At 68.5% G+C, this 26412-nt stretch carries 27 protein-coding genes; 10 read left to right on the forward strand and 17 right to left on the reverse strand.

The window, feature by feature from the left end:
* Nucleotide 1: 1 nt before the first annotated feature.
* The 4 genes from ACHMXA_RS18750 to ACHMXA_RS18765 all read right to left on the reverse strand — a co-directional run bounded on the left by ACHMXA_RS18750 (nucleotide 2) and on the right by ACHMXA_RS18765 (nucleotide 4590).
* Nucleotides 2-259 (reverse strand): type II toxin-antitoxin system Phd/YefM family antitoxin, encoded by a 258-nt coding sequence (locus tag ACHMXA_RS18750; RefSeq protein WP_176664130.1) that lies wholly within the window; start codon nucleotides 257-259, stop codon nucleotides 2-4.
* 66 nt (nucleotides 260-325) lie between these two features.
* The gene (locus ACHMXA_RS18755) at nucleotides 326-2701 is read right to left on the reverse strand and encodes a Tex family protein (protein ID WP_176664131.1); all 2376 of its coding nucleotides are present in this window, start codon (nucleotides 2699-2701) and stop codon (nucleotides 326-328) included.
* Nucleotides 2702-2782: 81 nt separating this feature from the next.
* On the reverse strand, nucleotides 2783-3787 hold the full coding sequence (locus tag ACHMXA_RS18760) for a sensor histidine kinase (protein ID WP_395316149.1): 1005 nt from the start codon (nucleotides 3785-3787) through the stop codon (nucleotides 2783-2785).
* Nucleotides 3788-3795: 8 nt separating this feature from the next.
* Nucleotides 3796-4590, reverse strand: coding sequence for a LuxR C-terminal-related transcriptional regulator (locus ACHMXA_RS18765; protein ID WP_395316150.1), 795 nt, complete (start codon nucleotides 4588-4590; stop codon nucleotides 3796-3798).
* A 383-nt stretch (nucleotides 4591-4973) separates the two neighbouring features.
* On the opposite strand from ACHMXA_RS18765, the gene ACHMXA_RS18770 reads away from it, so the two are divergent.
* From ACHMXA_RS18770 to ACHMXA_RS18800, 7 genes are all read left to right on the forward strand, one after another.
* Nucleotides 4974-5663, forward strand: coding sequence for a hypothetical protein (locus tag ACHMXA_RS18770; RefSeq protein WP_176664134.1), 690 nt, complete (start codon nucleotides 4974-4976; stop codon nucleotides 5661-5663).
* Between the two features lie 78 nt (nucleotides 5664-5741).
* Nucleotides 5742-6590 (forward strand): hypothetical protein, encoded by an 849-nt coding sequence (locus ACHMXA_RS18775; RefSeq protein WP_395316151.1) that lies wholly within the window; start codon nucleotides 5742-5744, stop codon nucleotides 6588-6590.
* Nucleotides 6591-6606: 16 nt separating this feature from the next.
* Complete coding sequence (locus ACHMXA_RS18780) at nucleotides 6607-6936, forward strand: hypothetical protein (RefSeq protein ID WP_395316152.1); 330 nt, start codon at nucleotides 6607-6609, stop codon at nucleotides 6934-6936.
* 64 nt (nucleotides 6937-7000) lie between these two features.
* Nucleotides 7001-7507, forward strand: coding sequence for a hypothetical protein (locus tag ACHMXA_RS18785; protein WP_176664137.1), 507 nt, complete (start codon nucleotides 7001-7003; stop codon nucleotides 7505-7507).
* Nucleotides 7508-7563: 56 nt separating this feature from the next.
* Complete coding sequence (locus ACHMXA_RS18790) at nucleotides 7564-7926, forward strand: GIY-YIG nuclease family protein (RefSeq protein WP_395316153.1); 363 nt, start codon at nucleotides 7564-7566, stop codon at nucleotides 7924-7926.
* 115 nt (nucleotides 7927-8041) lie between these two features.
* Complete coding sequence (locus ACHMXA_RS18795; RefSeq protein ID WP_176664139.1) at nucleotides 8042-8608, forward strand: DUF2239 family protein; 567 nt, start codon at nucleotides 8042-8044, stop codon at nucleotides 8606-8608.
* A gap of 50 nt (nucleotides 8609-8658) precedes the next feature.
* Nucleotides 8659-10032, forward strand: a complete 1374-nt coding sequence (locus ACHMXA_RS18800; RefSeq protein ID WP_176664370.1) for an MATE family efflux transporter — start codon at nucleotides 8659-8661, stop codon at nucleotides 10030-10032.
* 24 nt (nucleotides 10033-10056) lie between these two features.
* Here ACHMXA_RS18800 and ACHMXA_RS18805 read toward each other — a convergent pair whose 3' ends face one another.
* On the reverse strand, nucleotides 10057-10533 hold the full coding sequence (locus ACHMXA_RS18805; protein ID WP_176664140.1) for a VOC family protein: 477 nt from the start codon (nucleotides 10531-10533) through the stop codon (nucleotides 10057-10059).
* A gap of 166 nt (nucleotides 10534-10699) precedes the next feature.
* Between ACHMXA_RS18805 and ACHMXA_RS18810 the strand changes: the two genes are divergently transcribed.
* Nucleotides 10700-12022 (forward strand): serine hydrolase domain-containing protein, encoded by a 1323-nt coding sequence (locus ACHMXA_RS18810; protein WP_395321321.1) that lies wholly within the window; start codon nucleotides 10700-10702, stop codon nucleotides 12020-12022.
* On the opposite strand, the gene ACHMXA_RS18815 is transcribed toward ACHMXA_RS18810, so the two are convergent.
* Entirely contained in the window at nucleotides 12007-12345 is a 339-nt protein-coding gene (locus ACHMXA_RS18815; RefSeq protein WP_176664141.1) for an antibiotic biosynthesis monooxygenase family protein, read from the reverse strand. The genes ACHMXA_RS18810 and ACHMXA_RS18815 overlap by 16 nt on opposite strands.
* Before the next feature lie 119 nt (nucleotides 12346-12464).
* Between ACHMXA_RS18815 and soxR the strand changes: the two genes are divergently transcribed.
* Complete coding sequence (soxR, locus tag ACHMXA_RS18820; RefSeq protein WP_395316154.1) at nucleotides 12465-12938, forward strand: redox-sensitive transcriptional activator SoxR; 474 nt, start codon at nucleotides 12465-12467, stop codon at nucleotides 12936-12938.
* A gap of 136 nt (nucleotides 12939-13074) precedes the next feature.
* Nucleotides 13075-13599, forward strand: a complete 525-nt coding sequence (locus tag ACHMXA_RS18825; RefSeq protein ID WP_395316155.1) for an HD domain-containing protein — start codon at nucleotides 13075-13077, stop codon at nucleotides 13597-13599.
* Here the strand turns inward: ACHMXA_RS18825 and ACHMXA_RS18830 are convergent.
* From ACHMXA_RS18830 to ACHMXA_RS18880, 11 genes are all read right to left on the reverse strand, one after another.
* A complete protein-coding gene (locus tag ACHMXA_RS18830) occupies nucleotides 13596-15074 on the reverse strand; it encodes a flavin-containing monooxygenase (protein ID WP_395316156.1) in 1479 nt (492 codons plus the stop codon). The two genes, ACHMXA_RS18825 and ACHMXA_RS18830, sit on opposite strands and share 4 nt — an antisense overlap.
* An 18-nt stretch (nucleotides 15075-15092) precedes the next feature.
* Nucleotides 15093-16694, reverse strand: coding sequence for an MFS transporter (locus tag ACHMXA_RS18835; protein ID WP_395316157.1), 1602 nt, complete (start codon nucleotides 16692-16694; stop codon nucleotides 15093-15095).
* A 148-nt stretch (nucleotides 16695-16842) separates the two neighbouring features.
* Nucleotides 16843-17475 carry a membrane integrity-associated transporter subunit PqiC gene (locus tag ACHMXA_RS18840; protein WP_395316158.1) on the reverse strand — a complete coding sequence of 211 codons (633 nt, stop codon included), beginning with the start codon at nucleotides 17473-17475 and terminating at the stop codon, nucleotides 16843-16845.
* Complete coding sequence (locus tag ACHMXA_RS18845) at nucleotides 17472-19133, reverse strand: intermembrane transport protein PqiB (protein ID WP_176664147.1); 1662 nt, start codon at nucleotides 19131-19133, stop codon at nucleotides 17472-17474. The genes ACHMXA_RS18840 and ACHMXA_RS18845 overlap by 4 nt, the downstream gene beginning before the upstream one ends.
* Nucleotides 19130-19774 (reverse strand): paraquat-inducible protein A, encoded by a 645-nt coding sequence (locus tag ACHMXA_RS18850; protein WP_256098944.1) that lies wholly within the window; start codon nucleotides 19772-19774, stop codon nucleotides 19130-19132. Before ACHMXA_RS18850 ends, ACHMXA_RS18845 begins: the two co-directional genes overlap by 4 nt.
* Nucleotides 19775-19881: 107 nt before the next feature.
* The gene (locus tag ACHMXA_RS18855; protein ID WP_395316159.1) at nucleotides 19882-20529 is read right to left on the reverse strand and encodes a paraquat-inducible protein A; all 648 of its coding nucleotides are present in this window, start codon (nucleotides 20527-20529) and stop codon (nucleotides 19882-19884) included.
* Between the two features lie 20 nt (nucleotides 20530-20549).
* Nucleotides 20550-22022, reverse strand: a complete 1473-nt coding sequence (locus ACHMXA_RS18860) for an MFS transporter (RefSeq protein WP_395316160.1) — start codon at nucleotides 22020-22022, stop codon at nucleotides 20550-20552.
* Nucleotides 22022-23254, reverse strand: a complete 1233-nt coding sequence (locus ACHMXA_RS18865) for a multidrug effflux MFS transporter (protein ID WP_176664150.1) — start codon at nucleotides 23252-23254, stop codon at nucleotides 22022-22024. Before ACHMXA_RS18865 ends, ACHMXA_RS18860 begins: the two co-directional genes overlap by 1 nt.
* 72 nt (nucleotides 23255-23326) lie before the next feature.
* Entirely contained in the window at nucleotides 23327-24658 is a 1332-nt protein-coding gene (locus tag ACHMXA_RS18870; RefSeq protein ID WP_395316161.1) for an LLM class flavin-dependent oxidoreductase, read from the reverse strand.
* Between the two features lie 10 nt (nucleotides 24659-24668).
* Nucleotides 24669-25529, reverse strand: a complete 861-nt coding sequence (locus tag ACHMXA_RS18875) for a CmcJ/NvfI family oxidoreductase (protein WP_395316162.1) — start codon at nucleotides 25527-25529, stop codon at nucleotides 24669-24671.
* A 13-nt stretch (nucleotides 25530-25542) separates the two neighbouring features.
* Entirely contained in the window at nucleotides 25543-26340 is a 798-nt protein-coding gene (locus ACHMXA_RS18880; RefSeq protein ID WP_395316163.1) for an SDR family NAD(P)-dependent oxidoreductase, read from the reverse strand.
* Between the last annotated feature and the right edge of the window lie 72 nt (nucleotides 26341-26412).

The raw sequence follows: 26412 nt of genomic DNA on the forward strand, positions 1-26412 counted from the left end.
CTCAGCGCATCGGGGTGACGCGGCGCCTGCGAGCGCTACCCCGCTGAGGGACGAGAAATTCGGTGCGGGCTTCCTCCGAAAGCAGCAGATCCTTGAGCGACGGCTTGGCGCTCGCGTGCAGGCGCCGCCACTCAGCAGCCGGAACGAGCACGGCTGCTTCAGCGCCGCGCTTCGTCACCATCTGAGGCCCGTCGACCAGGCAAGCCTCCAGGAATTCACTGAAACGCGCCTTGGCGTCTTGAACCGGCCAGGTTTTCATGGCGGATCACCCATTCATAACTAGTTAGATGACTAGTTTAATGGGCAATCGCCCTTTCGGCAGGACTTACTTGCGAAGCCCCTGCAGCTTGGCGAAGGCATTGGCCATCTGCCCCGCCGGTTGCGGCGAGCTGTCGCGGCGGCCGTGCTGCTGCTGGCCGCGGCCTGCCCCTTCGAAGCGGTTGTCGCGCGGGCCATCGCGGCGTGCGGGGGCGGCGTCGAGCTTCATCGACAGGCCGATGCGCTTGCGGGCCACGTCCACTTCCATCACCTTGACCTTGACGATGTCGCCGGTCTTCACCACCTCGCGCGCGTCGTTCACGAACTTGTGGCTCAACTGGCTCACGTGGACCAGGCCGTCCTGGTGCACGCCGAGATCGACGAAGGCGCCGAACTGGGCCACGTTGCTCACGGTGCCTTCGAGCACCATGCCCTCCTTCAGGTCGGCGATGTCTTCCACGCCGTCGTTGAAGCGCGCCACCTTGAAGTCGGGGCGCGGGTCGCGGCCGGGCTTCTCGAGTTCGCCCAGGATGTCCTTGACGGTGATGACGCCGAACTTCTCGTTGGCGAAGAGCTCGGGCTTCAGCGTCTTGAGCATGTCGGCGCGGCCCATCAGCTCGGTGATGGGCTTGCCGGTCTTCACGATGATCTGCTCGACCAGCGGATAGGTTTCGGGGTGCACGCCGGTGATGTCCAGCGGATCGGCGCCGCCGCGGATGCGCAGGAAGCCCGCGCTCTGCTCGAAGGCCTTGGGGCCGAAGCCGGTCACGTCCAACAGCTGCTTGCGGGTGGAGAACGCGCCGTTGGCTTCGCGCCAGCGCACCACCGCCTTCGCCACGCTGGACGACAAGCCCGACACGCGGCTGAGCAGCGGCACGCTGGCGGTGTTGAGGTCCACGCCCACGGAGTTCACGCAGTCTTCCACCACGGCCTGCAGCGTGCGGGCGAGTTCGCTCTGGTTCACGTCGTGCTGGTACTGGCCCACGCCGATGCTCTTGGGGTCGATCTTCACGAGTTCGGCCAGCGGGTCCTGCAGGCGGCGCGCGATGGAGGCGGCGCCGCGCAGGCTCACGTCCACGTCGGGCATTTCCTGCGAGGCGAATTCGCTGGCGGAGTACACCGAGGCGCCGGCCTCGCTCACCACCACCTTGTCGACCTTGAGTTCGGGCGCGCCGGCCTGCGCGGCCATCTTGGCCAGCAGCTTGATGAGGTCGGCGGCCAGCTTGTCGGTCTCGCGGCTGGCAGTGCCGTTGCCGATGGCGATCAGGTTCACGCCGTGCTTGGCGCACAGCTTGCCCAGGGTGTGCAGGGAGCCTTCCCAGTCCTTGCGCGGCTCGTGCGGGAACACGGTGGCGGTCTCGACCAGCTTGCCGGTGGAATCGACCACGGCCACTTTCACGCCGGTGCGGATGCCGGGGTCCAGGCCCATCACCACGCGCGGGCCGGCGGGCGCGGCCAGCAGCAGGTCGCGCAGGTTGTCGGCGAACACCTTGATCGCGACCTTCTCGGCGTCTTCGCGCAGGCGGGTGAACAGGTCGCGCTCGGTGGACAGCGCCAGCTTCACGCGCCAGGTCCAGGCCACGCACTTGCGGATCAGGTCGTCCGCCGGGCGGCCCGAATGGCTCCAGCCCAGGTGCAGCGCGATGCGGCCTTCGGCGATGCTGGGCTTGCCTGGTTCGGGCTCCACGGGCAGCACCAGCTTGGCGTCCAGGATCTCGAGCGCGCGGCCGCGGAACACGGCCAGCGCGCGGTGCGAAGGCACGCGGCCGATGGGCTCGTCGTATTCGAAGTAGTCGCGGAACTTGGCGACATCGGCGTTGTTCTCGTCCTTGCCGGCCATGAGGCTGGAGCGCAGCAGGCCCTCGTTCCAGAGCCATTCGCGCAGGCTCTGCACCAGCGCGGCGTCTTCGGCCCAACGCTCGGAGAGGATGTCGCGCACGCCGTCGAGCACGAGCGGCACAGTGGAGAAATCGGGGCCCGGCTTGCCGTCGTCGAGCGTGGTGGCGGGTTGCAGGAAGGCCTTGGCTTCCACGGCGGGGTCGAGCGTGGGGTCTGCCAGCAGCTTGTCTGCCAGCGGCTCGATGCCGAACTCGCGGGCGATCTGGCCCTTGGTGCGACGCTTCTGCTTGAACGGCAGGTAGAGGTCTTCAAGCTCCTGCTTGGTGGGCGCCAGCTCGATGGCGGCGCGCAGATCGGGGGTCAGCTTGCCCTGTTCGTCGATGGCCTTGAGCACGGCCACGCGGCGGTCTTCGAGTTCGCGCAGGTAGGAAAGACGCGCTTCAAGTTCGCGCAGCTGGGTGTCGTCGAGGCCATCGGTGGCTTCCTTGCGGTAGCGGGCGATGAATGGAACCGTGGCGCCTCCGTCGAGCAGTTCGACGGCGGCCTTCACCTGGTTCTCGCCGACCTTGATCTCGACGGCGAGCTGGCGAATGATTTTCTGCATGTCTTGAGCGCGTCCCTGGCAAAGCGCGGGAGTTTGCCATAGGCGGGAACGGCATCCGCGCCGGGTCGCCCGGCGGGCGTGTTACAGCATGCTTTCGTGTTCGGGCCGTGCTTCGGGCTGCTGCGGCGGCTGGCCGGCCGCCTCGCAGGGCACCACCAGCCGCACGCACAGGCCGTGCGGCGCCACGAGAGAGATGTCGAGCTCGGCCCCGATCGCCTCGGCGCGCGAATGCATGCTGCGCAGCCCCTTGCCGAGGCTCTCGGGAAAGTGCCCTTCCCCGGCCGGCAGGCTGCCCGGCGCGCCCAGCCCCCGGCCGTTGTCCCGCACTTCGAGCGACATCGCCCGGCCGCTCTGCTGCGGCTCCACGCGCAGCTCGACGCGGGTCGCCCGGGAGTGGCGCAAGGCGTTGGACAAGGCCTCCTGCGCCACGCGACAGACCTGCGACGCGGTTTCAGCCGGCATGGGGAAGGTTTCGGAGTCGGGCGAGACGCTCCAGTCGAGCGCGATGCCCATGCGCTCGAACGCGGGCCTCAGCCGGTAGCGCAGATGGCCCAGCCGCTCGACCACGGTGCTGTCGCCCTGGTCGTCCAGGTCGTCCACGGTCATCTGCAGTTCGAGCAGGCAGGCCTGCAGCGCCATGGAAAGGCTGTCGGACCCGCCCGACCTGGGGTCCTGGCTGGCCAGCAGCGCCACCAGCCTGGAGCCGACGCCGTCGTGCAGGTCGTTGGCGATGCGGCGGCGCTCGGCCATCACCGCCTGGGCCTGGCGGCAGCGCGATGCGCGCCGCTGCGAGAAATACCAGATGCCCAGGATCATGCCCAGCACCAGCACGTTGACCACCTGCAGCGCCCAGAAGGTGAACGGCATGTCCTGCGCCATGACCGTGATGGCCGACCCCGCCCTGATGACCTGCGCGGCTACCGGCGTCAGGTGCAGCGCGCCGGCCAGCGCGGCCCACATCAGCAGCCGCCGGCGCGAGACGCGCGAGTAGAGCCACGTCAGCAGCAGGAGCCACGAGCCGATCGACAACCACACGAACTGGTCTTCCAGAATGTGCGGAAGCTGAAGCACCTGCGGCGCGAGCATGGCATGCCCTACAGGAGCCCCCGATGGGAGGCGAAGCTCACGGCCTGCGCGCGGGTATGGGCGTGCAGCTTGCGATAGATGTTCTTGACGTGCGCGTTGACCGTCTGGGCGCTGATGGTGAGCTGCAGCGCGATCTCCTCGGTCACGTAGCCCGTTGCTACAAGTCGCAACACTTCGCGCTCCCGGGTGGATAACGTGGCCTTGCTGTCCGGCGGGCGCACCGGGTTCACGTTGGAGCGCTTGTGGTCGAGGTGCACGAGCAGCCGGCGGGCCAGCCGCGGCGTGATGGCGGCGCCCCCGTTCACCACCTGCAGCACGGCCTGCGCATAGCTCTGGAACCACGCGTTCTTGACGAGGTAGCCTGAAGCTCCGAGCTCGAAGGCATGCAGCACCTGGGGTTCGTCCTCGAGCGCGGAGATGACGATGATCTCGGCCGCGCTGCGATGGCGCTTGGCCTCCTCGATCAGCTCGAATCCGCTGCCGTCGCCGAGGCGGATGTCGACCATGAGAACGTCGAATTCATGCTGCATCAGCAGCCGGCGTCCCTCGCGCAGGGTAGCGGCCTGGCCCTCGATCTGGATGCGCAGGTCGCCCAGCAGTTCCTGGGCGATGACGCGCCGCACGAAGGGGTCGTCGTCCACCAGCAGGACGCGTACTGGTTTGGTTTGCTGCCCTGTAAGGAAATCGGGCCACGGGAGGGTATCGGCGGAGGGAGCGAGGAGCCCTCCGAACTGCCCCGGGTTCGCATATTTCCTAGACCCATTCCCTGAATCTGTCAACGAAATGTCGAGATCGCTTTCCATTTCAGCCCCTTTGTGACAACAGGTTCACCTTGTTCGTGACGAAAAGTTAATCCATTTCCATTCAGATTTTTGGTTTCAGTTTTTTTGATTACTTTGGTTGCATTCTGTTTCGATTCGAGACCGCTGTCCATCGGAAGTTGTACTTTTCCCTTTGTCCCGGCACGTAAAGATGTCCTCCGGGTCGCTCGCGGGAGGGGCTGGAACACGCCTTTCGCCATAGCCTCCCTCTACCCAGCACTGGGCATTCTTCATTCGCTTCCCCGCCAAGAAACTGCATCCCGGTCGACGCGGAAACCATTTCAGCCCCCGCTTCTGACCGTCAGCTGATGGCCGGATGCTCCGGCGATCGGGTTCGTTTCACCACCATCTCTCGAGGAAGCATCATGAAGAAGACTCTCATCGCCATCGCAGTGGTCCTGGTAGGAAGCGTCGCCTCTGCCACGAGCACCACGGCCCTTGCCGCCACCAGCACGACGACCGGCTCTTCCAGCTCGGCCGGCTCGGTGGCAGCCAGTTCCGGCACGGGCAGCGCACTGAGCTACAACGCGGCAAATTCCAGCTCGTCGGCCTCGGCCAACGCGGGGGGCGGCGCCGTGAGCTTCCCGGGCCTGCGCATCGGCGGCGCCACCGCCAGCGGCACGGCAACGACCCAGGGCAGCGTGACCAGCATGGCCGTGACGACCGGCAACGGCCTCGCAACGGGTGGTGCCAACGCCCAGGCCAATGCAGGCGCATCGGCCAATGCCAACTACAGCGCAGGCGGCCCGAACTCGGTGAGCGGCAGCGCCGGCGGTACCGCCTCCTCCACCACCAACAACACGGCGGCAACGGCGGCCGGCCCCGGCGGCGGCATCGCCATCGTGACGCGCACCTCCGGCACGACGTCGGGCTTCAGCGCCTCCTCGGGCGCCATCAACGGCTTCATCAACGGCACCACCACCTCGGCCACCGCGGGCTCCACCGGCGGCTCCTTCGGCGTGACCAATGTCAGCTTCGGCAACGCGGGCGGCTTCAGCAACGGTGGCGGCACCGGCGGCCTGGCCGGCGCCGGCTCGACGGCTTCGGCACCCTGAGCTTCACCGGCATCCGGTTGTTGCATTCGGAAATGGGGAGGGGTGCGCCCCTCCCCCGCCACCAAAGGAGTCGAGAAAATGAAAAAACTTATTGTCCTGGCCTTGCTGGGCCTGTCCGCGGGCGCGATGGCGCAAACCACGGCGGGCGGAGCCAACAACCAGTCATCGAGTTCGGCCACCACCTCGGCACAGGGCAACAGCCAGGCCGTGAACTTCAACACCACCAACCCGTCGACGGTGACCCAGAACGTCAACAGCAGCGGCGCGACGACCAGCACCATCGACTACCGCGGCAGCTACACCATCAAGAACGTGCCATCGGTCAACGGCCCCAACCTGACGACCAGCAACGACACCTGCATGGGCAGCACCAGCGCCAGCGCGAACGGCCCGGGCGTCGGCCTCAGCTTCGGCACCACCTGGACGGACGAGCACTGCAAGCGGCTGAAGATGAGCCGCGAGCTCTGGAACAAGGGCATGAAGGCTGCCTCGCTCGCCATGGACTGCATGGACCCCGCGGCCTTGGCCGCGCTGGAGATGACGGGTACGAAATGCCCGCAGTCGATGACGGCGGAAGAGCGCGTCTCGGCCTACGGCCCGCAGGCATCGGCCAGCGGTGCGCCGGCCTCGCCGCCTCGCCCGGTGGCCGCCGCGCCTGTCGTGCCAGCCGCGCCTCCTGCATCGCCGGCGATCGTGCCCGCTTCGGCCGCCCCGTTGCCGCCGCCACCGGCTCCCGTCGCCGAGGCGGCGCCGCAGCAGGTGGCCGCCGCGCCCGTTGCCGAGCAGGAGCCGCTCGCCGTGACGACCCCGGTCGCCAGCGCGACGGTGACGCCGATCGACCCGCGCGACGCTGCCGCCATCCGCGCCGCGCACCTGCTCGACGGCCGGTTCGACGACGGCCCCGGCCCGCGGACGGTTCCGCAATGACCGCGCGGAGCCTGAAATGACCAGGACCGTACTTCTCCTCTGGCTGGCGGCCTGCTGCGCGACGACGACGGCCGCGGCCGCTTCCGTCGCGCAGCCCACGCTGCGCGTCGAGCGGATGAACATGGGTAGCGGCCTTCAGAACGCACGGGGTACCGAGAATGCGGAAGCGGTAGGTTCGCTGGGTGTGTGGCACGTGCCGCAGTACATGCCGGGCTACCCCACCGCGGCGACGATCTGGCCGCGCGTGATCGTGATCCAGTGCACCAGCGACCTGTGCGCCGGCTACGAGGTCACGCCCGAGATGGGCCGCGGCGAATACCTGTTCTTCGTGCCCGCCGGCAAATAGACGGGCAGGCTTGGCGAGCAGACGGGGAATGGGGGACGGGACCGCGTTGCCTTACGCTAGCGGGATGCCCACATTCCCGCGCGTCTTGCGCGCCCTGCTCCGCGCCATCGGCACCGCGCTGGTCGTTCCGCTGCTGCTCTTCGAGGAATGGGGCTGGGAGCCGCTGGCGGCGCTCGCGGCCCGGCTGTCGCGCCTTCCCTTCTGGGCCGCTCTCGAAGAAAGGCTGCGGCGCCTGCCGCCCTGGGGCGCGCTGCTGGCCTTCTTCGTTCCGGTGCTGTTGCTGCTGCCGGTGAAGGTGCTGGCGCTGTTCCTGTTCAGCCGCGGCCATGCCGCCACCGCCCTCACCGTGCTGGTGCTGGCCAAGCTCGTGGGCACGGCCATCGTCGCGCGGATCTTCCAGCTGGTCGAAGGGCCGCTGATGCGCATTCCCTGGTTCGCCCGCTGGTATCCGCGATGGAAGGCGTGGAAGGACCACGTGCTCACCATCGTGCGCCAGAGCCGCCCCTGGCGCGTGGTGCGGGCGCTCAACCGGCGGATCGCCCGCGGCTGGCGGCGGTTGAGGGAAGGCTGAATTAATTTACCCGGGTTATATTGCGATTCATATTTAACCCGGGTAATATCCGAAAAATGAACCTCTCCACGGAAAGCCGCCGCGCCCTCGTGCGGCAATACAAGGAAACGCCGCGCCCCGCTGGCGTCTACGTCATCCGCAACGGCTCAATCGGCCGCGTCTACGTGGGTGGCAGCCTGGACGTCGAAGGCGCGATGAACCGCGCGCGCTTCGAGCTGAACATGCGCAGCCACCGCAGCAAGGCGCTCGGGCAGGACTGGATCGCGCACGGCGCAGGCCATTTCAGCTTCGAGGTGATCGACCGCGTCAAGGAGCGCGAAGACCCCGCCTTCAATCGAAAGGCTGAACTCGAAAGGCTTCTTTCGCTCTGGCAGGAAGAGCTGCAGTGCTTCGGGCCGAAGGGCTACAACACGCGTTGAAACATGCACCGGGCACCCATGCGACACATGGCGAAGAGATGACGCGCACCAAAGCGCGGCAGCGAGTAGATTACGCACCTCGTTTCGCTTGGTACCCCCAGGAACAAACACCCGAATGTCATCCGACACCCCCACCACCCTGACCGTTTTCTTCGGCTTCCAGCGCGTCGCACAGGGCAGCAAGGCCGAAGTGCTCGACCAGCTGCGCCGCCGCGACGATCCCGGGCCCTATCTCGTGTTCGACGACCAGACCGGCGCGCAGCTCGACCTCGACATGCGCGAGCTTCCGCCCGAGCTGCGCGACCACGAAACCGAGCATCGCGACGATGCCCCGCGCGGCGTCGGCCGTCCCAAGCTCGGCGTGGTCGCGCGTGAAGTCACGCTGCTGCCGCGCCACTGGGACTGGCTCGGCCGCCAGCCCGGCGGCGCCTCGGTCGCGCTGCGCAAGCTGGTCGACGACGCCCGCCGCGTGAACGCGGAGCGCGACATCGTGCGCGCCGCACAGGAAGCGGCCTATCGCTTCATGACCGCCATCGCGGGCAACCTGCCGGGCTTCGAGGAAGCCACGCGCGCATTGTTCGCCGGCGAGGAGCAGCGCTTCGCCAACCTCATAGAAACCTGGCCCGCGGACGTGCGCGCCCATCTGCAGAAACTGTCGGCCGCCGGCTGGCGCACCCAATGAGAACGACAACCGAGACAACAGGGTCCGGCGGCGCTGCCGACCCGAGCGGAATGCAAGGCGTGCCCGTGGCGCCGGTCAACGCGCCAAGGCCTCTGTGGAAGGTCTTTCTTTTCTTCCTTGCGCCGATGTTGCTCAGCAACATCCTCCAGTCGCTCTCGGGCACGCTGAACAACGTGTACGTGGGGCAGATGCTCGGCGTGGGCGCGCTGGCGGCGGTGTCGAGCTTCTTCCCGGTGATGTTCTTCTTCATCGCCTTCATCATCGGCCTGGGCGCCGGCGCCTCGGTGCTCATCGGCCAGGCCTGGGGCGCGCGCGATGTCGCCAAGGCCAAGGCCGTGGCCGGCACCACGCTCACCGTCGGCGTGCTGATGGGGCTGGTGATCGCCGTGTTCGGCGGCGCGTTCACCACGCCGATGCTGGCCGCCCTGGGCACGCCGCCCGACGTGCTGGCCGACTCCACGCGCTACGCCCGCATCATGCTGATCGCGATGCCGGGCGTGTTCGTGTTCCTGCTGGTCACCGCGATGCTGCGCGGCGTGGGCGACACCGTCACGCCGCTGCTCACGCTGCTGATATCCACGCTGATCGGGCTGGTGGTCACGCCCGCGCTCATCCGCGGCTGGGGCGGCTTGCCGCAGCTCGGCGTGGCCAGCGGTGCATGGGCCTCGGTGCTGTCGTTCGCGGTGGCGACGACCTGGCTGGGCTTTCGCCTGCGCCAGCGCAAGAGCCCGCTCGCGCCCGACGCGCAGTTCATGCGCAACCTGCGCATCCAGCCGCAGCTGCTGAAGGCCGTGCTGCGCATCGGCGTGCCCACCGGCGTGCAGATGATCGTGGTGGCGCTGGCCGAGGTGGTGCTGCTGTCGATGGTCAACGGCTTCGGCTCGAACGCCACGGCGGCCTATGGCGCCGTGAACCAGGTGGTGGCCTACGTGCAGTTCCCGGCCATCTCTATCGCTATCACCGCGTCGATCCTCGGCGCGCAGGCCATCGGCGCGGGCCGGGCCAACCGGCTCGGCGCCATCGCGAAGACGGCGCTGCTGATGAACCTGGTGCTGACCGGCGGACTGGTGCTGCTGGGCTACCTGTTCTCGCGGCCGCTGATGGGCTTCTTCATCACCAGCGCGCCGGTCATCGAGATCGCCCAGACGCTGCTGCACATCATGCTGTGGAGCCTGGTGGTCTTCGGCATGGCCTCGGCGCTGTCGGGGATCATGCGCGCCAGCGGCTCGGTGCTGGTGCCGACGCTGATCTCCATCTTCTGCATCCTGGGCGTTGAGGTGCCGGTGGCATGGGTCATGAGCCACCGCATTGGCCTCGACGGGATCTGGGTCGCCTACCCGGTGACCTTCGGCGCGATGCTGCTGCTGCAGACCGCGTACTACCAGCTGGTCTGGCGCAAGAAGTCGATCCGCCGGCTGGTGTAGCCGCCGCGCTCCTCGACCGTTTTCCTACTTGCCGTCGAAGGCGCGCTGAACCTCGGCAAGGTCGAGCTTGACCATCTTCATCATGGCCTGCATCGCCCGGTTGGCCTTGGCCTCGTCCTTGTCCTGGAACATGCGGATCATGGCCATAGGCGCGACCTGCCATGAGACGCCGAAACGATCGGTGAGCCAGCCGCACTGCACCGGCTCGCCGCCGCCTTCGAGCAGCCTGTCCCAGTAGTAGTCGACCTCGGCCTGCGTTTCGCAGGGCACGAACATCGAGATGGCCGGGTTGAACTTGTATTGCGGGCCGCCGTTGAGAACCATGAACTTCTGCCCGTCGAGCTCGAAGGTCGCGGTGAGCAGCGAGCCCTTGCGCTCGGGGTTGGCATCGCCCCAGAGCAGCGTGTCGGTCACGCGCGAATTCGGGAAGATGCTGCTGTAGAACTTCAGCGCCTCCTCGCCGTTGGTGTCGAACCAGAGACAGGGAATGATCTTCTGCATGGGGTCTCCTTTGTTCAATGATGAACCTGAGAGTTCAGTATCGAAGCACCAGGAGAGCCTTGTCAACCTGTGCCACAGCTGTCAGTGGGAAGTTCCCATGCGCCGATGCGGGCCACAATGCCTGATGCCTGACCCGATCCCAAGCCACTCCAGGCGCCGCAGCGCGATGCTCGCGGGCCTCATCGCCTCCGCCCTCGCATCGGCTTTGGCAGCGCACGCGGCCGACGCTGCAGCCTTTCCCGATGCTGCCGCCAGCGACCCCGCCACGCTGGGCTGGATGACCGGATCGCCGCCCCCCGCCGACCGCACGCTGCGCTTCGAGGACGGCAGCTACTTCCGGTTTCCGGAGATGCGCTGGAGCGTGTCGAACTTCCGCCAGTTGATGCCGACGATGAACGTCTCGCGCGGCCTCGGCGCCCCTGCCATCGTGCCTCAGGCCCTGCGCAGGGACATCGATGCGCTCGGCTTCACGCCCATCGGCGCGACCGAGCCAATGAGCTGGGAACAGTCGCTCGCCGCCACCTACACCGACGGCATCGTTGTGCTGCATCGCGGGCGCATCGTCTACGAGCGCTATTTCGGCGTGCTGAAGCCGGACGGCCAGCATGGCGCGATGTCGGTCACCAAGTCGGTGGTCGGCACGCTCGGCGCGATGCTGGTGGCCGAAGGCACGCTCGACGAGCGCAGCACGGTGGCCGACTACGTGCCCGAGCTGTCGAAATCCGCCTTCGGCAACGCCACCGTGCGGCAGGTGCTGGACATGACCACCGGCCTGAAGTTCAGCGAGGACTACGCCGATCCCAATGCCGAGGTCTGGGCCCATGCGCAGGCCGGCAATCCCTTGCCGAAGCCCAAGGACTACACAGGGCCGCGCAGCTACTACGAGTTCCTGCAGACGGTGCAGCCCGAAGGTCGCCACGGCGAGGCCTTCGGCTACAAGACCGTCAATTCCGACGTGCTGGGCTGGGTGATCGCGCGCGCCACCGGGCGCAACGTGGCACAGCTGCTGTCCGAACGCATCTGGAGCCGCATCGGCGCCGAGAAAGACGCGTACTTCACCGTCGATTCGATCGGCACGCCCTTCGCCGGCGGCGGCCTGAACACCAGCCTGCGCGACCTCGTGCGTTTCGGCGAGCTGCTGCGCAACGACGGCCGCTTCCAGGGCCGGCAGATCGTGCCGAAGGCGGCCATCGACGACATCCGCCGCGGCGGCGACAAGGCCGCCTTCGCCAAGGGCGGCTATCCGCTGCTGCAGGGCTGGAGCTACCGCGACATGTGGTGGGTCACGCACAACGACCATGGCGCCTACATGGCGCGCGGCGTGCATGGCCAGCGCATCTACATCGACCCGAAGGCGCAGATGGTGATCGCGCGCTATGCCTCGCACCCGGTGGCCAGCAACTCGGCCAACGACCCGATCACGCTGCCGGCCTTCGAGGCACTGGGCCGGCACCTGCTGTCGCAGGACAAGCCTCAGGCGATCCGGTAGAAGCCCTGGTCGGGCCGCACGCCCGCGTTGCTGGTGAACGCCACGGGGTCGAAGCCCTCTTCGGCGAACTTCTTCTTCACGAACTCGGCGGCCGAGGCCACGGCCTGCTCGTCGGCCCATTCGACCAGCGTCAGCACGTTGAATTCGCCGTTGCCGCCGGTCTGGTCGAGCACATGGGCACGCAGGCAGCCCGGCAGGGCGCGCAGCGTCTGCTGGATGCGCCGCATCTGCGCGATGAATTCCGCGCGCACGCCGGCCGGCACGACGAACTTGTCGACGCGAAAGACAGGGCCGGATGCGGAAACGGTGGCGTTGTTCGACATGAAGCGGATTCCTTGAAGATAAGAATGAAGAAAAGGCGCACGGGACAGGCGCGCTGGAAGTTATTCTCAAACCTCAAGTAAAGCTGAGGTCAAGCGCTTTCACCGCTTTTCTCTTCCCCATGAACGACGCACTGCAAAAAGCCGGCATCTCCCCTGCACTCACCGTCGGCGAGGTCGCGCGCCGCAGCGGCGTCACCGTGGCCACGCTGCATTTCTACGAGGCGCAGGGGCTCATCGACAGCACCCGCACCGCGGGCAACCAGCGGCGCTATCCACGCACGGTGCTACGGCGCGTGGCTTTCGTGCGGGTAGCCCAGAGGGTAGGCATTTCGCTTGCCGAGATCGGCGCCGCACTGGCTACCCTCCCCGCGTCCGCCGCGCCCAGCCGCGAGGATTGGGCCCGGCTCTCGGCCTCGTGGCGTGCCGAACTGGACGAGCGCATGACGCAGTTGCAGAAGCTGCGCGACACCCTCGACGACTGCATCGGCTGCGGCTGCCTCTCGATCGACCGCTGCAAGCTGCGCAACCCGCTCGATCGGCTCGGCGCCGAGGGCCAGGGGCCGCAGCGGCTGCTGGTGAAACGAGGCGCCTGAAAAAATCAGGCGCCCGCGCCGAAGACTCCCCGTCAGCGAGAGATCTCGGCCGCATTGACCGCGCAGGCCTGCGGCCGCAGGCGCCAAAGATAGTGCGCCGCCACGAAGGCAGAATGGAAAAAACAAAGGACGCCGAATGACGAGTACTTCATCCACCCCCGAGGCCGCCCGCGCCTACGCCGTCGAAATGCACGGCGACCAGAAGTACGGCACGCATCCCTACGTGCACCACCTCGACGCCGTCGCCGCCCTGCTCCAGCCCTACGGCGACAAGGCGCGCATCGTCGGCTATCTGCACGACGTGGTCGAGGACACGGCGGCGACCGTGGCCGACGTGCGCTCTCGCTTCGGCGACCTGGTCGCCTCCTGCGTGGCACTGCTGACAGACGCGCCCGGTGCCAACCGCAAGGAGCGCAAGGCCAGGACATACGCCGCGCTGGCCGAGGTGAAGGGCGACGAGGAGCTCGCGCTGCTGGTGAAGGCCGCCGACCGGCTGGCCAACGTGCGCGCCTGCGTGGCCGACGGCCACCGCGCCCTGTGGGACACCTATCAAGGGGAACACCCGACCTTCAGGGCGGCTGCATTCAGGGCCGGGCAGTGCGATCCGCTGTGGAGCGAGCTCGACACGCTGCTCTCTCCACCGAACGCACCCGCGCCCTAGCCGACACGCGGGTTCGCGAACTCCATCACCCCGTCATCCACCCGGCCGAAACGCAGGCTCACCAGATCGCGCGCGTAGTTCTGGTACGCCCGCCACGGCGCGCGCGAGCCCTGCTTCGGAAAGCTGTCCACCGCGCGCTGCACGTAGCCCGACGAGAAGTCCAGCCAGGGCTCGGGCACCAGGGACGGGTCGGTGTTGCGGGGCGTGCACTGCCTCCAGCCGTGCTTCTGCATGTGGTTGAGCACGCGGCAGACGTACGCGCATGTCAGGTCGCTCTTGAGCGTCCACGAGGCGTTCGTGTAGCCGAATGACGAGGCCAGGTTGGGCACGTCGCTGTACATCATTCCCTTGTAGTTGAAGGTCGCGGCCGGGTTCACGCGGCGGCCGTCCACGTCGATCTGCACGCCGCCCAGCACCTGCAGTTCTAGCCCGGTCGCGGTGACGACCACGTCGGCTTCCAGTTCCCTGCCCGACTTCAGCCTGATGCCGCCCTGCGTGAAGGCGTCGACGTGGTCCGTGACCATCGACGCGCGCCCTGCCCTGATGGCCGCGAACAGGTCGCCGTCGGGCACGAGGCACAGGCGCTGGTCCCACGGGTTGTAGCCCGGCGTGAAATGCGTGGCGACGTCGTAGCGGGGCCCCAGGGCCTGCCGCACGCCGCCGAGGATCATTCGCTTCACACGATCGGGCTTGCGCCGCGCGAGGCGGAAGAAGTACATCGACAGAAGCACGTTCTTCCAGCGCGTGAGGCCGTAGGCCATTCCGGCCGGCAGGAAACTGCGAAGCCGATGGGCGATGGGGTCCCGCGCCGGCCGCGCGACCACGTAGGTCGGCGAGCGCTGCAGCAGCACCACGTGCGAGGCCGTCTTCGCCAGCGCCGGCACCAGCGTCATCGCGGTCGCGCCACTGCCGATCACGATCACCTTCTTGCCGCTGCAGTCGAGATCCTCGGGCCAGTGCTGCGGATGGACGATGCGGCCCCTGTAGTCGCCGGCGCCGGCGAACTCGGGCGTGTAGCCGGCCTCGTACCTGTAATAGCCGCTGCACAGAAAGAGGAAGTTGCAGCGCATGCGCAGCGGAGTCCGTTCGGGGCCGCGCTCGACATCCACGCTCCAGCAGGCGTCGGGCGTGGACCACGAGGCGCGCACCACGCGGTGGTTGAACCTGATCTTCCGGTCGATGCCGTACTGCTGCGCCGTCTCGCGCAGGTAGCCCAGGATCGACGGCCCATCGGCGATGGACTCCTCTTGCGTCCACGGCCTGAACGAATAGCCCAGCGTGTACATGTCGGAATCCGAGCGCACGCCCGGATAGCGGAACAGGTCCCAGGTGCCGCCGCTGCGCTCGCGTCCCTCGAGGATCGCGTAGCTGCGCTCCGGGCAGTTCTTCTGCAGGTGGTATCCGGCGCCGATGCCGGAAAGGCCGGCACCCACGACCAGCACGTCGACGTGCTCCTGCCGATCTTCTTCCTGCATCGACATGTCTCCTTCTGCTCAGTTCTTCCTTTCCGCACCTCCCACCGGAGCGCCCCGGATCATCAGCCACGCGCTCGCTGCACTCAGCACGGCCAGCGCGGCGCTCGACAGCATCACCCAGCGAAAGCCCGCGACGAAGGATTCGGCTACCGCCCGTTTCGCGGCGGCGACCGTGGCCGCATCCACGCTCGGCGGCATCGCCGCGCCGGCCAGCTTGCTGCGCTCGCCCTCCAGAAATGCTGCCACCTGGGCCGAAGCGCCCATGTCGCGCAGGTGATCCGCCAGCACCGCGTCGAAGGCCCAGGCCATGAGCGCGCCGAACACCGCGATCGCCAGCACCGCCGCCGCGCGCGACACGGCGTTGTTCACGCCCGATGCCACGCCCGCCAGCTCCGGCCCGACCGCATTCATGACCGTTGTTGTCAGCGGCGCCACCGTCACCGTCATGCCGAAGCCCAGCACCACCACGGCGGGCAGGAAGCCGCTCCAGTAGCTCGCCCCCACGCCCGGCAGCGCGAAGAGCGCGAAACCCACCGCCGCGATGGCGGGGCCGACGACCAGCGGCATGCGCGGCCCGAAGCGGTCCACCAGCTGCCCGGCCCACCCCGAGAGCGCGAACATGATGAAGATGAAAGGCAGCAGCGCCGCACCCGCCACCGTCGCCGAGTAGCCCTGCACCTGGATCAGGTTGAGCGGAAAGAAATACAGCCCGCCGCCCAGCGCCGCATAGAGCAGCAGCGTCAGCAGGTTCGCGCCGCTGAAGTTGCCGATGCGCAGCAGCTCCAGCGGCAGCATCGGCGCTCGCACCCTGCGCTCCGCAACGAAGAAGCCCGCGCCGCCCAGCGCGCCGATGGCCAGCGCCGAAAGCACGGCCGGCGAACGCCATCCCTGTGTCGGCGCCTCGATGAAGGCGTAGACGATGCCGCCGAGCCCGGCCGTGGCCAGCAGCGCGCCCCACAGGTCGAGCCCGCCGCTGGCGGAAGCGCCGCGGCTTTCGGGCACGTGGCGCCACACGATCCACAGCACCAGCAGCGCCATCGGCACGTTGATGAAGAAGGCCCAGGTCCAGGAAAAATGATCGACCAGGAAGCCGCCCAGCACCGGCCCCACCGCCGCCGTGATGCCGCTGAAGCCCGACCAGGTGCCGATAGCCTTGCCGCGCTCCTTCTCGGGAAAGGCTGCGCTGATCAGCGCGAGGCTGCCCGGCACCAGCAGCGCCCCGCCGATGCCCTGCACCGCCCTCGCGGCGATGAGCTGCTGCACGTTGGCCGCAAGCCCGCAGGCCACCGACGACAGCGCGAAGATGCCGACGCCGATCGCGAAGATGCGCCGCCGCCCGTAGTGGTCGCCGAGCGCCCCGCCCACCAGGAGCAGCGCCGCCAGCAGCAAGGCGTAAGACTCGACCACCCACTGCGCCTGGAAGGCCGTGGCGTGCAGGTCGGACTGGATGGCCGGCAGCGCCACGTTGACCACCGTTCCGTCGATGAAGGCCATGCTGGAGCCGACGATGGCTGCAGCGAGCACCCAGGGCTTGGAGGCATCGGGGCAGCCGCCCTCCTCCGGGCGGGCGCCGTGCAGGATCAGCGTGTCATCGCAGGGCGCCTTGCCGATCTGAGCCATGGGGTCTCCTTATGCGGGATTCCGGTTTTGCTCCTTCCCCCACTGGGGGAAGGTTGGGATGGGGGCTGCCCCCAACCATACGCCATGCTTCATCCGGCGCCGCATGCCCCCACCCCGGCCCTCCCCCAGCGGGGGAGGGAGAAAGAGATCAGGTCACGCAGGCAGTCGCAGACGGATTCGCCCGCGCCGCGCTCACGCTGCGCGCCATCGCAGCGGCCGCCGCCGCCGTGACACGCTGCGCTCCTTGCGCCACCGCATCCATCCCGCCGCCCACCGCTTCGCCCAGGTTCAGCTGGCACACCACCGTGCGCGCCTCGTCCGAGCGCCGCAGCGTCCAGCTGAAGCCGGCGTCGACGCGGCCGCCTTCCACCGCATCGAACTGGCGCAGCTGCACCGCGATACGCCACACCGGCTGCGAGCCCTGCTTGCCGCCCCTGGTCACGTCGAGCGCGCCCAGCCGCCCGGCGATGCCGCTGGCCAGCGCGTCGCGCAGCTCGTTCTCGAAGGACGAGGCCCAGCGGTGCTGCTCCAGCACCTCGACCTGCACGCTGCCGTTGGGCTGGCGCACCACCATCTGCGGCCGCGCGAAGCGCTCGGGCACGGCCACGGGCGCGAGCTCGATGTAGAGCGGCGCGGCGCCGCCGACGGTCGAAGGCGCGGCATCGGCCACGGCCAGCGGGCTCGCCAGCGTGTAGTAGTTGTCGGGCTTGCTGGCGCAGCCCGCGAGCACGGCCAGCAGTGCCGCTGTCGCGGCCACGGATGCGATGTGGTTCTTCTTCATTTCTTGCCGTCGTCCGGTTTGCCGCGCAGCAGCGACTCTGGGTGGCGCTCGAGGTAATCGGTCAGCACGCGCACCGAGCCTGCGGCCCGCGTGAGCTCCTGCAGCGTCTGGCGCATGTCCTGCTGCAGCGGCGAGTCGTCGGCCAACGTGCGCTCGGCGCTGTTCACGGTCTTGCGCACGTCCTTCATGGCCGCGGCCAGTTCGGGCGTGACGTCGTTGTTGATGCGGCTGACCGTCTGCTCGGTGGTCGTGAGCGTCTTGTTGAGCGAGGCGAGCGTGGTGCGCAGGTCGCCCGCGATCTGCTCGTAGGGCACCTTGTTGAGCTTGGTCGCGATCTCCTGCACCTGCGACTGGATCTCGTCGAGGCTGTTGGCCACCGTGGGCAGCTCGATCGGGTTCTTCGACAGGTCGATCTTCGCGGGCGGCGCCTTCGGGAAGAAGTCGAGCGCCACGTAGACCTGGCCGGTCAGCAGGTTGCCGTTGCGCAGCTGGGCGCGCAGGCCCTTCTCGGCCAGGAAGCGCAGCCGCTCCTGCTGGGTGGCGCGCGACTCGGTGCCGCTCTCGCCCGCGCGGCGGCGCAGGCGGTCGGGGTAGACCTGCACCAGCACCGGCATGCGGAACTCGCGCTCGGCGCGGTCGAATTCCACGCCGATGGACTTGACCTCGCCGATCACCACGCCGCGGAAGTCCACCGGCGCGCCCGGCGTGAGGCCGCGCAGCGACTGGTTGAAGTACATCAGCAGGGTCTGCGAGGGCCCGTCGGGCTCCTTCATGGCGGAAGACTCGTCCTGCGCCAGCGTGAAGGCCGCGTTCTCCTTGGCGACCGGGCCCATGGCGTCGTCGGGCGCCTGGAAGGCGATGCCGCCGAGCAGGATGGTCGCCAGCGACTGCGTGCGCAGCGTGAAGCCGCTGGCGCTCAGCTGCGCGTCGATGCCGCTGGCCTGCCAGAAGCGGGTGTTCATGCCCACGAACTTGTCGTACGGCGCGTTGACGAACACGCGCAGCGTCACGCCGCGCCCGTCGCCGTCGAGCTCGTAGGCCGCCACCTGGCCGACCTTGATGCGCCTGAAATACACCGGCGAACCCACGTCGAGCGAACCCACGTCGTTGGCGCGCAGCAGGAACTGCTTGCCCGAGTCGTCGCGCGTGACGATGGGCGGCGTCTCCAGGCCGGTGAACTCGCCCGCCGTTTCCTTCGACACGCCCGCGTCGGCGCCGATGTAGGCGCCCGACAGCAGCGTGTTGAGCCCCGAGATGCCCGAGGTGTCCAGGCGCGGGCGCACCACCCAGAAGCGCGAGTCCTGCGCCGTGAAGCTCTGTGCGTCCTTGTTGAACTGCACCAGCACGCGCACGTGCGAGCGGTCGCGCGCCAGACGGAGGCTGGTGACCAGGCCGATCTGCACGTCCTTGTACTTGACGGCGGTCTTGCCGGCCTCCAGGCCCTCCGCGGTCTTGAAGGTCAGCACCACCTCGGGGCCGCGCTCCATGATGATCCGCGCCACCAGCGTGATGCCCACCAGCGCGGCCACGATGGGAATCAGCCAGATCAGCGACGGCAGCCACTCGCGCCGGCGCACCACGCGCGGTTTGGGCAAGGGCGACTGGTCGGGCTGGCCGGACGGCGCCGCCCCGTCCCTGGATTGGTCTTCTTCACTCATGCTGGTTTCTCGTCCCTGTTTCCATGTGTCTGTGCACCTTCCTCTTCGTCGCGCAGGATGGCCTGGTCTTCCCTGCTGTCCCAGGTGAGCTTCGGGTCGAAGCTCAGCGAGGCCAGCATCGTCAGCACCACCACCGAGCCGAAAGCCGCGATGCCCACGCCCGCGGTGATGACCGCGAAGCCCTGGATCTGCACCAGCCCCGTCAGCAGCGACACCACGAACACGTCGAGCATCGACCAGCGGCCGATGATCTCGATGATGTGATAGAGCTTCGCCCGCTCCCGCCGCCGCCAGCTGCTGCCGCGCTGCGCCAGCACCACGAGCAGCAGCAGCACGGCCAGCTTGAACAGCGGCACCAGGAAGCTGGCAATGAAGACGATGGCCGCCAGCCCGTAGGCACCCGACACCCAGAAATAGATCACCCCGCTCAGGATGGTGTCGTTCTGGGTGCCGAACAGCGTGCGCGTGATCATCACCGGCAGCAGGTTGGCCGGTATGTACATCATGCAGGCCGCGATGAGGAAGGCCCAGGTGAGCTTCAGGCTCTGCGGCTTGCGCGTGTGCAGGTGCGTGCCGCAGCGGCCGCAGGGCTCGCCGTCCTGCGCGTCCTTCCAGACGGCGCCGCAGTGGCGGCAGGCCATGTAGCCGAGCGAGGCAGCGGTGGGAGCCCGCGAGTCCTCGTCGTGATGGTGATGATCGCTGGAGGCCGCGAGGCTTCCGAGGCGCTGTCCAAAGCGGCCCAGCGGCTTCATGCCGATGCCCCACCCTTCTCTTCGACCTTCTCGTCGCCCTTCGGCCGGAACGCCATTCCCCAGAACGCGCCCGGATCGAACGACAGCACCGCCGTCAGCATCACCGTGAGCGCCATGAAGGCCCACAGCGCCGGCCCCGGCACCACCGTCGCCATGCTCGAAAGCTTGACGATGGCCACGAGAACGCCGAGCAGGAACACCTCGATCATTCCCCAGGGCCGCAGCGACTGCATCGCCCGCACCAGCAGCGCGAAGCCCACCGGCCGGTGCTCGCGGCTCAGCGGGATCAGCAGGTAGGCCAGAATGCAAAGCTGCAGCAAGGGAAAGAGGATGGTCGTGGCCAGCACCAGCAGCGCCACCAGCGACATGCCCTCGGCGCTCAGCGCCATCACGGCGCCGGCCAGCGTGGTCTGGCTGCGCAGGCCCTGGAGCTCGATCTCGACGATGGGAAACAGGTTCGCGATGGCGAACATGATGAGGCAGGCCACCGTCAGCGGAAGGATGCGGCGCTCCTGCTGGCCCGGGTGCCGGTCGAGCTCGGTGCCGCAGCGGGGACAGCGCGCCACGTCGCGCGGCTTCAGCGGCGTGCGGGCGTAGACCGCGTCGCAGCCCGGGCAGACCACCGTTTCAGGTACTTCCTTCATGGGTGAGTACCCTAACTGATTCAGCCGCCGTGGCTTGTCGTCCTGAGTCGCAGCGTGCTGAAAACCGCCGCAACCGCGGCAAAACTCGCCGCCAGCACCAGCGCCACCACCGGTCCGTGGCCGCCGTGCGGGCTCCAGACGCTGAAGACGCCCGCCAGCACCACGGCGCCCACGGTCTGTCCGGTAAGCCGGGCCGTGCCCAGCATGCCGCTGGCCGCACCACTGCGGTGCGCCGGCGGCGAGGTCACGATGGTGTGGTTGTTCGGCGACTGGAACAGCCCGAAGCCCAGCCCGCACAGCGCCATGCGCCAGGCGATGTCGGCATTGCCCGGATGCGCCGGCAGCGCCGCCAGCAGCGCCAGCCCGGTCGCCAGCAGGCCCAGCCCGATGCCGCCCAGCAGCCCGTCGGGATAGCGCCCGATCAGCTTGCCCGCGATGGGCGCCATCACCACGATGGCCAGCGGCCAGGCCGTGATCAGCAGGCCCGCCTCGATATGGCTGCGCCCATACACGTCCAGCAGCAGGAAAGGCAGCGCGATGTAGGCCAGCATCTGCGCGCAGAAGGCAGCCACCGAAGTGCCCATCGACAGCGCGAACACCGGAATGCGCAACAGGTCGATGGGGAAAAGCGGCACGGCCAGCTTGCGCTGGCGCCGGAGGTAGACGAAGCCCACGGCCACGCCGGCGAGCAAAATGGCCCAGGCCGAAGCCTGCGAACCGCCCGCGCCCTGCACTGCACCCTCGCGCACGCCCAGCCGGTCGGCGCCCAGGAACACCAGCGAGAACATCAGCACGTTGAGCGCCACGTCCACCGGCGAGAAGCGCAGCCCCGCGGCAGGCGCCACCCGGTTGAACGGCAGCGCCTTCATGCCCAGCGCGAAGGTGACGATGCCCAGCGGCACGTTGATGGCGAAGAGCCAGGGCCAGGAAGCCACCGACAGGATCGCCGCCGCCACCGAGGGCCCGGCCACCGACGAGGTGGCCACCACCAGCGAATTGATCGCCATGCCCTTGCCCAGTTGCGACGACGGGTACGTGAGCCGCACCAGCGCCGCGTTCACGCTCATGATGCCGGCCGCACCCAGGCCCTGGAAGGCGCGCGCCGCGATCAGCGTGCCCAGCGAGTTGGCAAAAGTGGCGGCCAGCGAAGACAGCGTGAACACCGCCATGCCGACCAGGTACACGCGCCGGTAGCCCACGAGGTCGCCCAGCGAGGCCAGCGGCAGCAGCATCACCAGCGTGGCGATCTGGTAGGCGTTGACCACCCAGATCGACTGCGACGGGCTGGCGTTGAGCTCCCGCGCGATGCCCGGCAGCGCCAGGTTGACGATGGTGCCGTCGAGCACCGCCACGATCAGCCCGAGGATGATGACCAGCATCGCCCAGCCGCGCTCCGGCTGGGACAGTCCGTCGACGGGCCTTGGCGCCGTGTTGCCGCCGCTGTTGTTGTCTTCGGCGGCCGGAAGCGCGGCGCCTGCGCGTACCGTGTTCATCAGGCTTGCTGTGTCCTTCCCGTCTTGTCGGTCCGGCCTGTGGGCTCGGAGCGCACGCCGCCCAGCGTGAGCCAGGTCAGTACCAACGCGATGAGCGCGCCGCCGGCCATGCCGGCCACCATCGGCAGCGGCCTGCCGTCGGTGAAGAGGCCCACCACCGCCATGGCCAGCGCACCGGTGAGCATCTGCAGCGTGCCCAGCAGCGCCGAGGCCGTGCCCGCGATGGCGCCGTGCATCTCGAGCGCGAGAACGCCGGTGGTCGGGATCACCAGGCCCATGAAGCCCGAGGCGATGAAGTACAGGACGATCAGCACCCAGATGCTGTCGCCGCCCATCGCGAAGTAGGCGAACATCGCGATCATCGCGGCGCCGCAGCACACGACGCCGAACTTGACGAGCTTGACCAGCCCGTAGCGCTCGCCCAGCGCACCGGTGAACTGCGAGGCGCCGATGAATGCGGCCGCATTCACGCCGAAGGCCACGCTGTAGAGCGCGGGCGACAGGCCGTAGTGGTCGATCATCACGAACGACGAGTTCGCGAGGTAGGTGAAGAAGCCCGCCATCGCGAAGCTGCCGATGAACACCAGCCCGAGGTAGTGCGTGTCGCGCAACAGCAGCCAGTAGGCCGAGAGCGCGCTGCCGAGGCTGCTTTCCACGCGCTCCGATGCCGGGCGGGTTTCGTCGAGCAGCTTGACCATCATCGCGAGGCCGGCCACGGCCGCGATGGTCACGGCCCAGAACACGCCGCGCCAGCCGGCGAACGCGATCACGGCGCTGCCCGCGAGCGGCGCGAGGATCGGCGACACGCTGAACACCAGCATCAGCAGCGACATCAGCCGCGCGGCGTCGGTGCCGGTGTGCAGGTCGCGCACCACGGCGCGCGGAATCGCCATGCCGGCCGCGGCGCCCAGGCCCTGGATGAAGCGCAGCACGATCAGCGTCTGGATGTCGGTCGCCAGCGCGCAGCCGATGCTCGCCAGCGCGAAGAGCAGCAGCCCCGCGTACAGCGGCGGCTTGCGGCCCACCATGTCGGAAACCGGCCCGTACAGCAGCTGCCCCGCGCCCAGCGAAAGGAAGAAGGCCGTGAGGCTCATCTGCACCGCGCCGATGTCGGCATGCAGGCTCTGTCCGATGGCCGGCAGCGCCGGCAGGTACATGTCGATGGCGAATGGCCCGATGGCCGAGAGCAGGCCCAGCAGCAGGGCCATCTTGAAGAAGGGGGAAGAACGCATTGAACCGATTGTCGCGAAGCGCGGCGATCGGTGCAGGCGTGGGGTCGGCCGGGGGCGGTTCAGCCCGCCTTGCTAATTCTGGGCAAAGAAACGGTTGCCGGGCCTCGGCAGCCCGAGGTTCTCGCGCAAGGTACGACCTTCGTATTCGCGCCGGAAGATGCCGCGGCGCTGCAGCTCGGGCACCACCTTGTCGACGAAGGCGTCGAGCCCGCCGGGCAGCCACGGGAACATCACGTTGAAGCCGTCGCAGCCCTCGCTTTCCAGCCACTCCTGCATGCCGTCGGCAATGGTCTGCGCGGTGCCGACGAAGGCCAGGCCGCCGTAGCCGCCCAGGCGCTGCGCCAGCTGGCGCACCGTGAGGTTCTCGCTGCGGGCCAGCTCGATCACGCGGGCGCGGCCGCTCTGGCTTGCGTTGGTCTCGGGCACATCGGGCAGCGGGCCGTCGGGGTCGAACTTCGATGCATCGTGGCCCAGCGCGATCGAGAGCGACGCGATGGCGCTGTCGTAGTGCACGAGGCTGTCGAGCTTCGCGCGGATGGCGCGCGCCTCTTCCACCGTGTCGCCCACCACCACGAAGGCGGCCGGCAGTATCTTGAGGTGGTCGGGGTCGCGTCCTATCGCGCGCATGCGGCCCTTGATGTCGGCATAGAGGCTGCGCGCGCCGGCCAGCGTGCCCGGCGCGGCGAACACGGCTTCGGCAGTCTCAGCCGCAAGCTGGCGCCCCGCCTCGGAGGCGCCCGCCTGCACGATCACCGGCCAGCCCTGCACCGGCCGCGCGATGTGCAGCGGCCCGCGCACCGACAGGTACTTGCCCTTGTGGTTCAGCACGTGCAGCTTCGCCGGATCGAAGAAGCGGCCGCTTTCGACGTCGCGCTCGAAGGCGTCGTCGGCCCAGCTGTCCCACAGTCCGGTGACCACGTCGTAGAACTCGCGGGCGCGGGCATAGCGCTCGTCGTGTTCCATGTGGTCGTCGCGGCCGAAGTTCAGCGCGGCGTCGGGGTTGGAAGTGGTCACGATGTTCCAGCCCGCACGGCCTTCGCTCAGATGGTCGAGCGAGGCGAAGCGGCGCGCGATGTGGAACGGCTCGTCGAAGGTGGTCGAGGCCGTGGCCACCAGCCCGATGTGCCGCGTGTGCTGCGCCAGCGCCGACAGCAGCGTGAACGGCTCGAACGATGTCACCGTGTGGCTGCGCTGCAGCGCGGCCACCGGCATGTTCAGCACCGCGAGGTGGTCGGCCATGAAGAAGGCGTCGAATCTGCCCCGCTCCAGCGTCTGCGCCAGCTGCTTCAGGTGCGCGAAGTTGAAGTTCGCGTCGGGCCACGCGCCGGGATAGCGCCAGGCGCCGGTGTGGATACTCACGGGGCGCATGAAGGCGCCCAGCCGCAGTTGCCTGTTGGTGCTCATCGGACAGGCGCTACTCGCCGGCGGGCCAGAACACGAGCGCGCGCAGCTCGATGCTGCGGCGCGGCGGCGCTTCCGGCGAACCCGTCGGGTCTTCGAAGGCGGTGTGCGCGGTGTAGCGCGCCACGCCCTTTTCGAGCGAGTCGTAGATCTTCAGCAGCAGCGCCTCGTCGGGCCTCAGCCTCGGGAACCAGTACCACTGGTGCTCGGGGTTCCAGGTGAAGGAATAGGTCTCGCCAACCTTGTCGGGATAGACCAGGTCGCTGGGCACCAGGTCCTTCGGCGAGATGGAGCGCGCGTCGCACAGCGCGAGCGGCAGGCGCTCCACCGTGGCCAGCGGCCGCCACAGGTTGACGATCGCGAAGCGGTGCTTCAGGCGCTCCTCGGCCTCTTCGGGCGGCAGGTGGTCGCGCACGCGGCGCGGCGCCGAGACGAAAGTCTGGTCGTTGTGCACGCGCCGCACCGGCTCGCGCAACTCGGCCGTGCGGCGCGAGCCCTGCGCGCTGTCGCGCAGCGTGTGGTCGAAGATCACGACCTTCTCGGCGCCGGTCACGTCGCGCAGCAGCGCCTCGGCCTCGCGGTAGTAGATGTCGCGGATCGCGGCGTCCTGCGAGAAATCGGCGAGCGCGCTGCGGTGCGAGATCTGCGTGAAGCCGCTGCGGTCGAGCGTCAGCTCGTTCAGCGCCACCAGCGGCCGTCCGTCGCGGATCGTCACGCGGCGCGGCTCCAGTTCGCCGGTCACCCAGGGCGTGCCGGGCGGCGGCTCGAATGTGTAACTCACGGGCCGCCCCTGCCCCGCCTTCAGGTAGTTCAGCTCCGCTTCCACCGAGGGCAGCGTGGCGGTCAACATCTGGCCATTCGATCCGACGCTCATGTAGCGTGACTCCTCAAAACGGTTCCTTGAACGGCCGCAGGTCCAGCTCCTGCGTCCATGCGCTGCGGTGCTGCACATGCAGCTGCCAGTAGCTTTCAGCGATGGCTTCGAGCTGCAGCAGACCGTCGTCGCCGGCCTGCTCCACGCGTTGCGGCGCGTTGTTGCGCAGGCGCTCGCCGTCGATGCCGCCATCGATGACCACATGCGCCACGTGAACACCCTGCGGACCGAACTCGCGCGCCAGGCTCTGGCTCAGCGAACGCAACGCGGCCTTGGCCGCGGCGAAGGCCGCGAAAGGCGGCTTGCCGCGCAGCGCCGCGGTGGCGCCGGTGAACAGCAAGGTACCGCGTGCGTGCGCTCCGCCCGCCTCGAAGGGATTGGCCAGCAGGCCGCGCAAGGCCTCATGCCCGAAGATGAAGCCGCCCAGCGCGCTGGTGCGCCAGGCCTGCGTGAACTGTTCGACCGAGAGCTCCAGCGTCGGCGCGCGCACCGCGCTCGCTGCGTTGAAGATGGCCACCGTGAGCGGGCCGAGCGCCCTCGCCTTCTGCGCGATGCCATGAATCTCGGCCTCGCTCGCCACGTCGCCCGCGAATGCATGGGCCCGGCCGCCGGCTGCGACGATTTCGCCGGCCACCGCATCGAGCTGGGCCTGCGTCCGGCCGGTCAGCGCCACGATGAAGCCTTCGGCCGCGAAGCGCCGCGCGAGCGCCGCGCCCAAGCCCGCGCTGGCGCCGACACCGGCGATCCACGCAACGGGCGACGGCCCGGAACCAGACGGCAACGAAGATGGAGTGATGGAGGTGGCAGCCATGAATGAGAACGAAGGCTATACCCGCACCCCGCCGCGAGGAACGATGCAAAAGGGATAACCTTATTCGTTGCA

Origin of the sequence: Variovorax sp. UC74_104 (assembly GCF_044055375.1) — a bacterium.
Classification (GTDB): domain Bacteria; phylum Pseudomonadota; class Gammaproteobacteria; order Burkholderiales; family Burkholderiaceae_C; genus Variovorax.

Coding starts and splice junctions, on each gene's coding strand:
- ACHMXA_RS18795 (WP_176664139.1), top strand. CDS start 8,042: ATGTCATCCGACACCCCCACCACCCTGACCGTTTTCTTCGGCTTCCAG.
- ACHMXA_RS18865 (WP_176664150.1), bottom strand. CDS start 23,254: ATGCGTTCTTCCCCCTTCTTCAAGATGGCCCTGCTGCTGGGCCTGCTC.
- ACHMXA_RS18845 (WP_176664147.1), bottom strand. CDS start 19,133: ATGAGTGAAGAAGACCAATCCAGGGACGGGGCGGCGCCGTCCGGCCAG.
- ACHMXA_RS18775 (WP_395316151.1), top strand. CDS start 5,742: ATGAAAAAACTTATTGTCCTGGCCTTGCTGGGCCTGTCCGCGGGCGCG.
- ACHMXA_RS18760 (WP_395316149.1), bottom strand. CDS start 3,787: ATGCTCGCGCCGCAGGTGCTTCAGCTTCCGCACATTCTGGAAGACCAG.
- ACHMXA_RS18870 (WP_395316161.1), bottom strand. CDS start 24,658: ATGAGCACCAACAGGCAACTGCGGCTGGGCGCCTTCATGCGCCCCGTG.
- ACHMXA_RS18850 (WP_256098944.1), bottom strand. CDS start 19,774: ATGGCCTGCCGCCACTGCGGCGCCGTCTGGAAGGACGCGCAGGACGGC.
- ACHMXA_RS18790 (WP_395316153.1), top strand. CDS start 7,564: ATGAACCTCTCCACGGAAAGCCGCCGCGCCCTCGTGCGGCAATACAAG.
- ACHMXA_RS18815 (WP_176664141.1), bottom strand. CDS start 12,345: ATGTCGAACAACGCCACCGTTTCCGCATCCGGCCCTGTCTTTCGCGTC.
- ACHMXA_RS18880 (WP_395316163.1), bottom strand. CDS start 26,340: ATGGCTGCCACCTCCATCACTCCATCTTCGTTGCCGTCTGGTTCCGGG.
- ACHMXA_RS18875 (WP_395316162.1), bottom strand. CDS start 25,529: ATGAGCGTCGGATCGAATGGCCAGATGTTGACCGCCACGCTGCCCTCG.
- soxR (WP_395316154.1), top strand. CDS start 12,465: ATGAACGACGCACTGCAAAAAGCCGGCATCTCCCCTGCACTCACCGTC.
- ACHMXA_RS18785 (WP_176664137.1), top strand. CDS start 7,001: ATGCCCACATTCCCGCGCGTCTTGCGCGCCCTGCTCCGCGCCATCGGC.
- ACHMXA_RS18750 (WP_176664130.1), bottom strand. CDS start 259: ATGAAAACCTGGCCGGTTCAAGACGCCAAGGCGCGTTTCAGTGAATTC.
- ACHMXA_RS18780 (WP_395316152.1), top strand. CDS start 6,607: ATGACCAGGACCGTACTTCTCCTCTGGCTGGCGGCCTGCTGCGCGACG.
- ACHMXA_RS18805 (WP_176664140.1), bottom strand. CDS start 10,533: ATGCAGAAGATCATTCCCTGTCTCTGGTTCGACACCAACGGCGAGGAG.
- ACHMXA_RS18860 (WP_395316160.1), bottom strand. CDS start 22,022: ATGAACACGGTACGCGCAGGCGCCGCGCTTCCGGCCGCCGAAGACAAC.
- ACHMXA_RS18800 (WP_176664370.1), top strand. CDS start 8,659: ATGCAAGGCGTGCCCGTGGCGCCGGTCAACGCGCCAAGGCCTCTGTGG.
- ACHMXA_RS18830 (WP_395316156.1), bottom strand. CDS start 15,074: ATGCAGGAAGAAGATCGGCAGGAGCACGTCGACGTGCTGGTCGTGGGT.
- ACHMXA_RS18840 (WP_395316158.1), bottom strand. CDS start 17,475: ATGAAGAAGAACCACATCGCATCCGTGGCCGCGACAGCGGCACTGCTG.
- ACHMXA_RS18765 (WP_395316150.1), bottom strand. CDS start 4,590: ATGGAAAGCGATCTCGACATTTCGTTGACAGATTCAGGGAATGGGTCT.
- ACHMXA_RS18825 (WP_395316155.1), top strand. CDS start 13,075: ATGACGAGTACTTCATCCACCCCCGAGGCCGCCCGCGCCTACGCCGTC.
- ACHMXA_RS18855 (WP_395316159.1), bottom strand. CDS start 20,529: ATGAAGGAAGTACCTGAAACGGTGGTCTGCCCGGGCTGCGACGCGGTC.
- ACHMXA_RS18810 (WP_395321321.1), top strand. CDS start 10,700: ATGCTCGCGGGCCTCATCGCCTCCGCCCTCGCATCGGCTTTGGCAGCG.
- ACHMXA_RS18835 (WP_395316157.1), bottom strand. CDS start 16,694: ATGGCTCAGATCGGCAAGGCGCCCTGCGATGACACGCTGATCCTGCAC.
- ACHMXA_RS18770 (WP_176664134.1), top strand. CDS start 4,974: ATGAAGAAGACTCTCATCGCCATCGCAGTGGTCCTGGTAGGAAGCGTC.
- ACHMXA_RS18755 (WP_176664131.1), bottom strand. CDS start 2,701: ATGCAGAAAATCATTCGCCAGCTCGCCGTCGAGATCAAGGTCGGCGAG.